Annotated in this window: 7 protein-coding genes and 1 pseudogene; 3 read left to right on the top strand and 5 right to left on the bottom strand. The window is 52.5% G+C overall.

The window, feature by feature from the left end:
• Positions 1-98: 98 nt before the first annotated feature.
• A pseudogene (locus BGK49_RS06590) lies at positions 99-230 on the top strand (oxidoreductase); the annotation flags it as partial.
• 53 nt (positions 231-283) lie between these two features.
• Here BGK49_RS06590 and rnd read toward each other — a convergent pair.
• The 5 genes from rnd to BGK49_RS06565 form a co-directional block, all read right to left on the bottom strand.
• Positions 284-1,399 carry a ribonuclease D gene (gene rnd / locus BGK49_RS06585; RefSeq protein WP_005030798.1) on the bottom strand — a complete coding sequence of 372 codons (1,116 nt, stop codon included), beginning with the start codon at positions 1,397-1,399 and terminating at the stop codon, positions 284-286.
• Between the two features lie 81 nt (positions 1,400-1,480).
• The gene (gene fadD, locus BGK49_RS06580; protein WP_077901195.1) at positions 1,481-3,166 is read right to left on the bottom strand and encodes a long-chain-fatty-acid--CoA ligase FadD; all 1,686 of its coding nucleotides are present in this window, start codon (positions 3,164-3,166) and stop codon (positions 1,481-1,483) included.
• Between the two features lie 204 nt (positions 3,167-3,370).
• Positions 3,371-3,952, bottom strand: a complete 582-nt coding sequence (gene yeaY / locus BGK49_RS06575; RefSeq protein ID WP_069375711.1) for a Slp family lipoprotein YeaY — start codon at positions 3,950-3,952, stop codon at positions 3,371-3,373.
• Positions 3,953-3,991: 39 nt separating this feature from the next.
• On the bottom strand, positions 3,992-4,687 hold the full coding sequence (tsaB, locus tag BGK49_RS06570) for a tRNA (adenosine(37)-N6)-threonylcarbamoyltransferase complex dimerization subunit type 1 TsaB (RefSeq protein ID WP_001220988.1): 696 nt from the start codon (positions 4,685-4,687) through the stop codon (positions 3,992-3,994).
• A 57-nt stretch (positions 4,688-4,744) separates the two neighbouring features.
• Positions 4,745-6,655, bottom strand: a complete 1,911-nt coding sequence (locus tag BGK49_RS06565; protein ID WP_000128834.1) for an ATP-dependent DNA helicase — start codon at positions 6,653-6,655, stop codon at positions 4,745-4,747.
• Between the two features lie 131 nt (positions 6,656-6,786).
• Between BGK49_RS06565 and BGK49_RS06560 the strand changes: the two genes are divergently transcribed.
• Both BGK49_RS06560 and BGK49_RS25695 read left to right on the top strand, forming a co-directional pair.
• Positions 6,787-7,131, top strand: a complete 345-nt coding sequence (locus BGK49_RS06560; protein WP_005042226.1) for a RidA family protein — start codon at positions 6,787-6,789, stop codon at positions 7,129-7,131.
• A gap of 192 nt (positions 7,132-7,323) precedes the next feature.
• The coding region (locus tag BGK49_RS25695; RefSeq protein WP_047664789.1) for an IS1 family transposase at positions 7,324-7,488 on the top strand (165 nt) is incomplete at its 3' end.

The raw sequence follows: 7,488 nt of genomic DNA, 5'->3' as shown, positions 1-7,488 counted from the left end.
CTGGCCGATAAACCGGGTCGGCGAACTGCTCCCCTGGCGCGTAGCACTGCCGACTGAATAACACATCCCCGTCAATACGGTTCTTGCTGCACGCTTACGAAACAGCAATACTGGAAGGTGAAGCTGACCATCGGGATCAGTATTTTAGCGATGAAGAGCGTGCCAGCCAGCAAAGTATGTTGATCTGTTGTTCGCGTGCGAAGGGTAAACGCCTGGTGTTGGATTTGTAGTTTGCCAAAGCCGGATGTGGCGCTGAGCGCGCCCAGTCCGGCTTCGGAAGATTTTACTGCGGATATTCCTGCAATAAATTGTGTAATGCTTCCGCCATCAGCTCACCACGCCAGCCGGAAATCAGCTCCGGCAAATTGTTCTGCGGTTTCAGTTTCCAGTGCCAGTTCAGCAGTTGGTTGATTTGCCGACGCGATGCCAGCAATTCGGCGCTGATCTTATGCGTTTCGCTCACGTCAGTAATCAGCGACTTAATCGCTTTAAACGCTTTACGATAACCAGGCATGTCCATCAGGTTAAGCATCGGCTGCGGTAAGGCCTCTTCCGGCAATGTCTGCGCTTTTTCCACCAGCGTCAGCAGCGTTTTACCGTGAAAGCGGATTTCGCTACCGGATAAACCCAGGCTGTCCAGTTCGCCTAAACTTCCCGGCATATAACGCGCGACCGACCACAAATGCTCTTCACGCACGACAAAGTTCACCGCCAGATCACGCTCTCGCGCCTTGCGCAGTCGCCAGTCGGCTAACAGTTGCAGACAGGCCAGTTGGCGTGTGCGTAACTGCCAGGCATTGGTGATATCACGCCAGGCATCTTCCGGCGCAACGACTTCCTGACGACGCATTTGCATCAGGCGGCATTCATCCAGCGCCGCAGGTAGCCAGCCGGAGGCCTCCGTTTCTACCATAAGCTTGGCGGTGATCGGTAACAGATACCAGACATCCGCCGCTGCGTATTCACACTGACGTTCGGTCAGCGGTCTGGCCAGCCAGTCGGTGCGCGATTCACTCTTGTCCAGCGTAACGCCGGAATACTCTTCCACCATGGAAGCGAAACCCCATGACATCGGGCGTCCGCAGAAGGCAGAAAGGATTTGCGTGTCAATCAAGGGTTGTGGTAATTCGCCAAAGACATTGAGGAACACTTCCAGATCTTCACTGCCTGCATGGAGAAATTTTGTGATGGCCGGATCGCGCAGGATCGCTTTCAGCGGTGACCAGTCGGTGATCCCGAGAGGATCAATTAGCGCCAGATGCTCGCCATCGAAAAGTTGAATCAACCCCAGCTGCGGGTAATAAGTGCGCGTACGAACAAATTCAGTATCCAGGGCTATCGCCGGAAAGGCACGGACGGCTTCACACAAAGAAGCCAGCGCATCGTCCGTGGTAATCATTTGGTAACTCAAATTGTTTTCTCTTTAGTGGGCGTCAAAAAAAACGCCGGATTAACCGGCGTCTGACGACTGACTTAACGCTCAGGCTTTATTGTCCACTTTGCCGCGCGCTTCGTCACGTAATTCTCGTCGCAAAATTTTTCCGACGTTAGATTTCGGTAACTCATCACGAAACTCCACCAGCTTAGGTACTTTGTATCCCGTGAGCTGACGGCGGCAAAAAGTCACCAGTGACTCTTCGGTAAGCGATGGATCTTTTTTCACTACGAAGATTTTCACCGCTTCACCACTGGAGCCGGAAGGTACGCCAACAGCCGCGACTTCCTGTACGCCAGGATGCTGCATGACGACATCTTCAATCTCGTTGGGATAGACGTTAAAACCGGAAACCAGAATCATGTCTTTTTTACGATCGACAATGCGCAGGAATCCTTCTTCATCCATTACCGCGATGTCGCCGGTGTGTAACCAGCCATTTTTGATGATTTCATCGGTAGCATCGGGACGCTGCCAGTAACCCAGCATCACCTGCGGTCCTTTGACACAAAGCTCACCCGGTTGACCTGGTGGTACTTCATTACCATCATCATCCACCAGTTTGGCTTCCGTCGACGGCACCGGCAAACCGATGCTACCACTATGATAATCAATATCATATGGGTTAACGCTGACCAGCGGCGCACACTCGGTAAGGCCATAGCCTTCCAGCAGATACTGTCCGGTCAGTTTCACCCAACGCTCTGCCACCACTTGCTGCACTGGCATCCCACCGCCTGCGGAAAGATGCAGACTGGAGAAATCCAGCTGCTGGAACTCTTTATTGTTCAGCAACGCATTGAACAAGGTGTTAACGCCAGTGATAGCGGTAAACGGATATTTCGCTAACTCTTTTACCAACCCTGGAATATCACGCGGGTTAGTGATAAGCAGGTTCTGCCCACCCAGTTCGATAAACAGCAGGCAGTTAATGGTCAGGGCAAAAATGTGATACAGCGGCAGTGCCGTTACTACCAGTTCTTTACCTGGATGCAGCAACGGCCCATAGGTGGCGTTGACCTGTTCCAGGTTCGCCAGCATATTGCGGTGAGTCAGCATCGCGCCTTTCGCCACACCTGTGGTGCCGCCGGTGTATTGCAGGAAGGCTAAATCTTCCGGCACCAGTTCGGGTTTGACGTACTGCATCCGGTAGCCGTTATGCAGTGCGCTACGAAATGAAATGGCATCTGGCAGATGGTATTTCGGCACCAAACGCTTGATGTATTTAACAACGAAATTGACTACCGTGCCTTTTGCCGTAGATAGCTGATCGCCCATACGGGTCAGAATTACGTGCTGAACGGCGGTTTTATCAACCACTTTTTCCAGTGTGTGAGCAAAGTTAGACACGATAACAATCGCCGATGCGCCGCTATCGTTAAGCTGACGCTCAAGCTCACGCGGGGTATACAACGGGTTAACGTTTACGACGATCATCCCGGCACGCAAAATGCCAAACAGCGCCACCGGATATTGCAATAAATTAGGCATCATCAACGCAACGCGATCGCCTTTCTTCAGCCCCAACCCTTGTTGCAAATAAGCGGCAAACGCGCGACTGCGTTCTTCCAGCTTGCGGAAGGTCATCACCTCCCCCATATTCACAAACGCAGGCTGATCGGCGTAGCGCGCGACCGACTGCTCAAACATATCTACCAGAGATTGATAACGGTCAGGGTTGATCTCCGTCGGAACGTCCGCGGGATAACGGTTAAGCCAAACCTTCTTCAATTCTTCACCTCTAAAATGCGTGTTCGTCGTCATCGCAACCCCAAATGATATACATGCCATTAACATAATATTAACTCATCATACCAGCTTGATAATTACCCAACGAAAAGGTTGCGAAGCGCGTCACTATTTATTTTTATCTTTACCGTAAGAATGCAGAAACAGCGGACCAGCCGCTGTTTCTTTTTCTTTAAAAACAAGCAATTATTCAGTTACAACTGTTTGTACTCTCGCGGGACCGGGATTATACCAGCCCCATCCGCCGTAGCCATAGGGCCAGCCACGACCGCCATAAAACCATGGCTCAATCGGCTGAGCCGGCATAATCACCTGCTGGGTTAAATGCCAACGTTTGTAACCCGTTACTTGTATCACCATAAATTTATAGGGCGTATTGCCGATTTTGCCGTCAACCGCACCAGTGATTGGCCCGACTACCGTAACCAGTTGTCCACGGAAATCCACCGGGTCCAGAAAACCGTTCACATCGGCATAAATGCGACCGCGAGAAGGTTCTCCCAGCGTCGGTCTGGCTCCGCTGTCCAGCGGTACGGTAGCAATTTCCAGGCGGGTTTTCCCTTGCTGGTTTTGTACCGCAACCACTTTGCCACCAAAGCGTGCCTCCTGACCAACGTACAGCTGCGGCGCACTCATCACCCGAACTAAATCTTGTTGCGGCGTGGGACTGCTGCCTTTAATGGCGTCCGGCACAGTGACACAACCGCTCAGCATTAGCGCAAACGTACCTGCCAGTATGCCTTTGATAACATTCTTTTGAACCGCCATGATGCGACTCCTTTTTTTCTCAGGGCATACTCTTAAGATTCATTCTTTGCCCGGAAGTTTCTTCCATGCGACGTTGTTACGTAAATAAACCGGTTCGGCATGTTCCACCGCCACCGTTTTACCCTCGGCAAATATCTGACACGCAATCGGCAGCATATCTTCCGTCGCTGGCAGTAAAACTTCTCCGTCGCGCAAAACCAGCCCGCTCTCTTTACCGAGATCCGGCCAGGCTTGCCAGCCCGTCCCTACCGTTACCCATTCGCCGGAAAGCTGTTGCATTCGTTCATGAACGAGTTCGGGTTTGAGTACGGCTTCGGTTTCTTCACCGCGCCAGATACCGTTTTCATCACGCTGATATTCGGCCCAGTAAACTTCGCCCATCCGCGCATCAATGGCAGCCAGCACGCGGGTTGCGCCGTTTTTGCGCCACGCCCCTTGCGCCATTGTCATTAGCGTGGAGACGCCAATCATCGGCAGCTCTGCGCCAAGTGCCAGCCCTTGCGCAATGCCAATACCAATGCGCACGCCGGTAAAGCTACCGGGGCCGCGCCCGTAAGCCAGAGCGTTAATATCAGTCAGGGAAGTTCCGCTGGTGGTCAGGATATCCTGCACCATCGGTAAGATTCGTTGAGTATGTTCACGAGGGCAAAGCTCAAAATGAGCGTTGACAGTACCGTCGTTCCACAGGGCGACAGAGCAGGCCTCTGTCGCGGTATCGATAGCCAGAATTCGCATGGGTCTTCGTGCTTAGATCAATAAAAAGGCGCGCATCATACCATACTCCGTAACAAATTACCTGGAGGATGGTATCGCAAGGAAACGAACCGCACGGGCAATGTCACGGGTGCGCGGCGCGGGCGGCAGACTGGCGAGAAACGTCGCGCCGTAAGGGCGCATCACCAGCCGATTGTCACAAATCACCAAAACCCCGCGATCGTCGGCGTCGCGAATCAGTCGCCCTACCCCCTGCTTGAGAGTAATCACCGCATCCGGCAGTTGTACTTCATCGAACGGGTCGCCACCGCGCAAACGGCAATCTTCCATGCGCGCTTTTAACAGCGGGTCATCCGGTGAGGTAAACGGCAACTTGTCGATAATCACCAATGACAATGTATCGCCACGCACGTCCACCCCTTCCCAGAAACTACTGGTTGCCACAAGAAGCGCGTTACCGGCGCTGACAAATTGCTGCAACAGTTGCCCTTTGCTGGTTTCCCCCTGCAACAAAACGGGAAGCGTCATGGTAGCGCGGAACTGCTCGGCCAGATCACGCATCATGGCGTGCGAGGTACAAAGCATAAAACAACGACCGTTGTTAGCTTCGATGATCGGTCGCAGCATTGCCGCTAACTGGCGAGCAGAACCTGGCTGGTTGGTTTGCGGCAGATTGCGCGGCACACAGAGTAACGCCTGGCGGCTGTAATCAAACGGGCTTGGCAATAGCAACGACTCCGCCTGTTCTATCCCAAGCCGCGAGGTGAAATGATGCAGATCGTCGTTCACCGACAGCGTTGCTGAGGTGAAGATCCAGCTACCAGGCTTTTGCGCCATTAACTCTTTGAATTTATCCGCCACGCTGAGCGGCGTGAGAGCCAGAGTAAAATGGCGCGAAGTGCATTCGTACCAGTAGCTGTAGCCCGGCTGATTGATCTCTTTTAGCCGCTTCAGCCGTGTGCGATACAACGTAGCGCGCTCAAATGCCGCATCCAGCAAGGCGGAACGCCCCAGTGACAGTTTCGCCACGTCATAACAAAGTTCCAGGGTGTCATCGAGCAGTAAAAATGCCCGCTGAATTTGCGGATTAGCTAACAGCTCACGCAGGTTACCGCGATAACCTAGCTCACCGAGTTGCAGACGAAAATCCTGCGCACTCTGGGCAAGACGATCAGCGCACTTTTGTAACTGCTGGGTGTCTTTTAATTCGGTGCGGTAGGCGATGGTGATGTCTTTTGCCAGGTCGAGCAGTTGTCGACTGGAGAGTGACTGACCAAAATACTGGCTGGCAATGTCCGGTAGCTGGTGGGCTTCGTCGAAGATCATGACGTCCGCTTCCGGGATCAGTTCGCCAAATCCACTCTCTTTAACCACCATATCCGCCAGAAAGAGATGATGGTTTACCACCACCACATCGGCGTCCATCGCTTTTTTACGTGCTTTGACCACAAAGCAATCTTTATACATCGGGCAGTCGCTGCCAAGACAGTTGTCGTTGGTGCTGGTAACCAGCGGCCACGCCTGTGAATCTTCCGCCACGCTGACGCAGGTGCTGATATCACCATCGACTGTTTGATTAGACCAGGAGCGCAGCAGGATCACATCGCTTAAGATTTGTACCGGCAGATCGCCCCCCGCCAGCGCCTGCTGTTCGAGACGTTCGAGGCAGAGGTAGTTTGAGCGCCCTTTCAGCAGCGCCACGTTGCCCGTATATTTCAATGCCTTTGAGACTGTTGGCAAATCGCGGCTGTAGAGCTGATCCTGCAACGCTTTTGAGCCGGTCGAGATAATGACTTTCTTTTTCGCCCGCAGCGCAGGAGCCAGGTAAGCGTAGGTTTTGCCCGTACCGGTTCCTGCTTCCACCACCAGCGGCTGGCCTTTTTCTATCGCCTGGGTGACGGCTACCGCCATCTGTCGCTGTGGTTCTCGCGGCTTAAAGCCTGGTATCGCTTTCGCCAGCTGACCGTCTGGTGCAAAATCGTCCGTCACACTACCCCCTGTTGATTTGAACAGGGATTATGTCAGGATGAGGGCGCTTTCGCCAGTTGAAGTGGTGACGGCAACCTCACATTGTGGCAGTCTTTGCAGCACGAAAATGGAAGTATAATGAGGACAAAATGATGACTATCGTTCGTATCGATGCTGAAGCCCGCTGGTCTGATGTAGTAATCCACAACAACACGCTCTACTACACTGGTGTACCGGAAAACCTCGACGCCGATGCTTTTGAGCAAACCGCCAACACGCTGGTGCAGATTGACGCCGTGCTGGAAAAACAGGGCAGCAATAAATCGAGCATTCTGGATGCCACCATTTTCCTGGCTGATAAAAACGACTTCGCGGCGATGAATAAAGCGTGGGATGCCTGGGTTGTGGCGGGTCATGCGCCGGTGCGCTGCACGGTGCAAGCGGGGCTGATGAACCCGAAGTATAAAGTTGAAATTAAGATTGTGGCTGCGGTGTAAGCTTTATCGAAGCAAAATAAGTCAGACGATAATTTATCGATAATACTGGTCGGTTTTACATAAATCGACCAGAGATTAAGATATTACTGTTGATGCTCCTGCTAATTCATTATTTATTTTTATAATTTCAATTTTAGGGTAATGCTGCCAACTTACTGATTTAGTGTATGATGGTGATTTTAAGGTGCTTGCGTGGCTTCCATTTCCATCAGATGTCCTTCCTGCTCCGCTACTGAAGGCGTGGTGCGTAACGGCAAAAGCACTGCCGGACATCAGCGCTATCTCTGCTCTCATTGCCGTAAAACATGGCAACTACAGTTCACTTACACCGCCTCTCAGCCCGGTACGCACCAGAAA

The organism is Shigella sp. FC1544, assembly GCF_001722145.1.
GTDB lineage: Bacteria > Pseudomonadota > Gammaproteobacteria > Enterobacterales > Enterobacteriaceae > Escherichia > Escherichia coli.
Note: the sequence above shows the minus strand (reverse complement) of the source record. Positions and strands in the feature narration are given on the sequence as shown.

Bases quoted from the DNA above. Each gene is read 5' to 3' on its own strand.
- tsaB (WP_001220988.1), bottom strand. From the start codon at position 4,687: ATGCGAATTCTGGCTATCGATACCGCGACAGAGGCCTGCTCTGTCGCC.
- rnd (WP_005030798.1), bottom strand. From the start codon at position 1,399: ATGATTACCACGGACGATGCGCTGGCTTCTTTGTGTGAAGCCGTCCGT.
- BGK49_RS06560 (WP_005042226.1), top strand. From the start codon at position 6,787: ATGACTATCGTTCGTATCGATGCTGAAGCCCGCTGGTCTGATGTAGTA.
- yeaY (WP_069375711.1), bottom strand. From the start codon at position 3,952: ATGGCGGTTCAAAAGAATGTTATCAAAGGCATACTGGCAGGTACGTTT.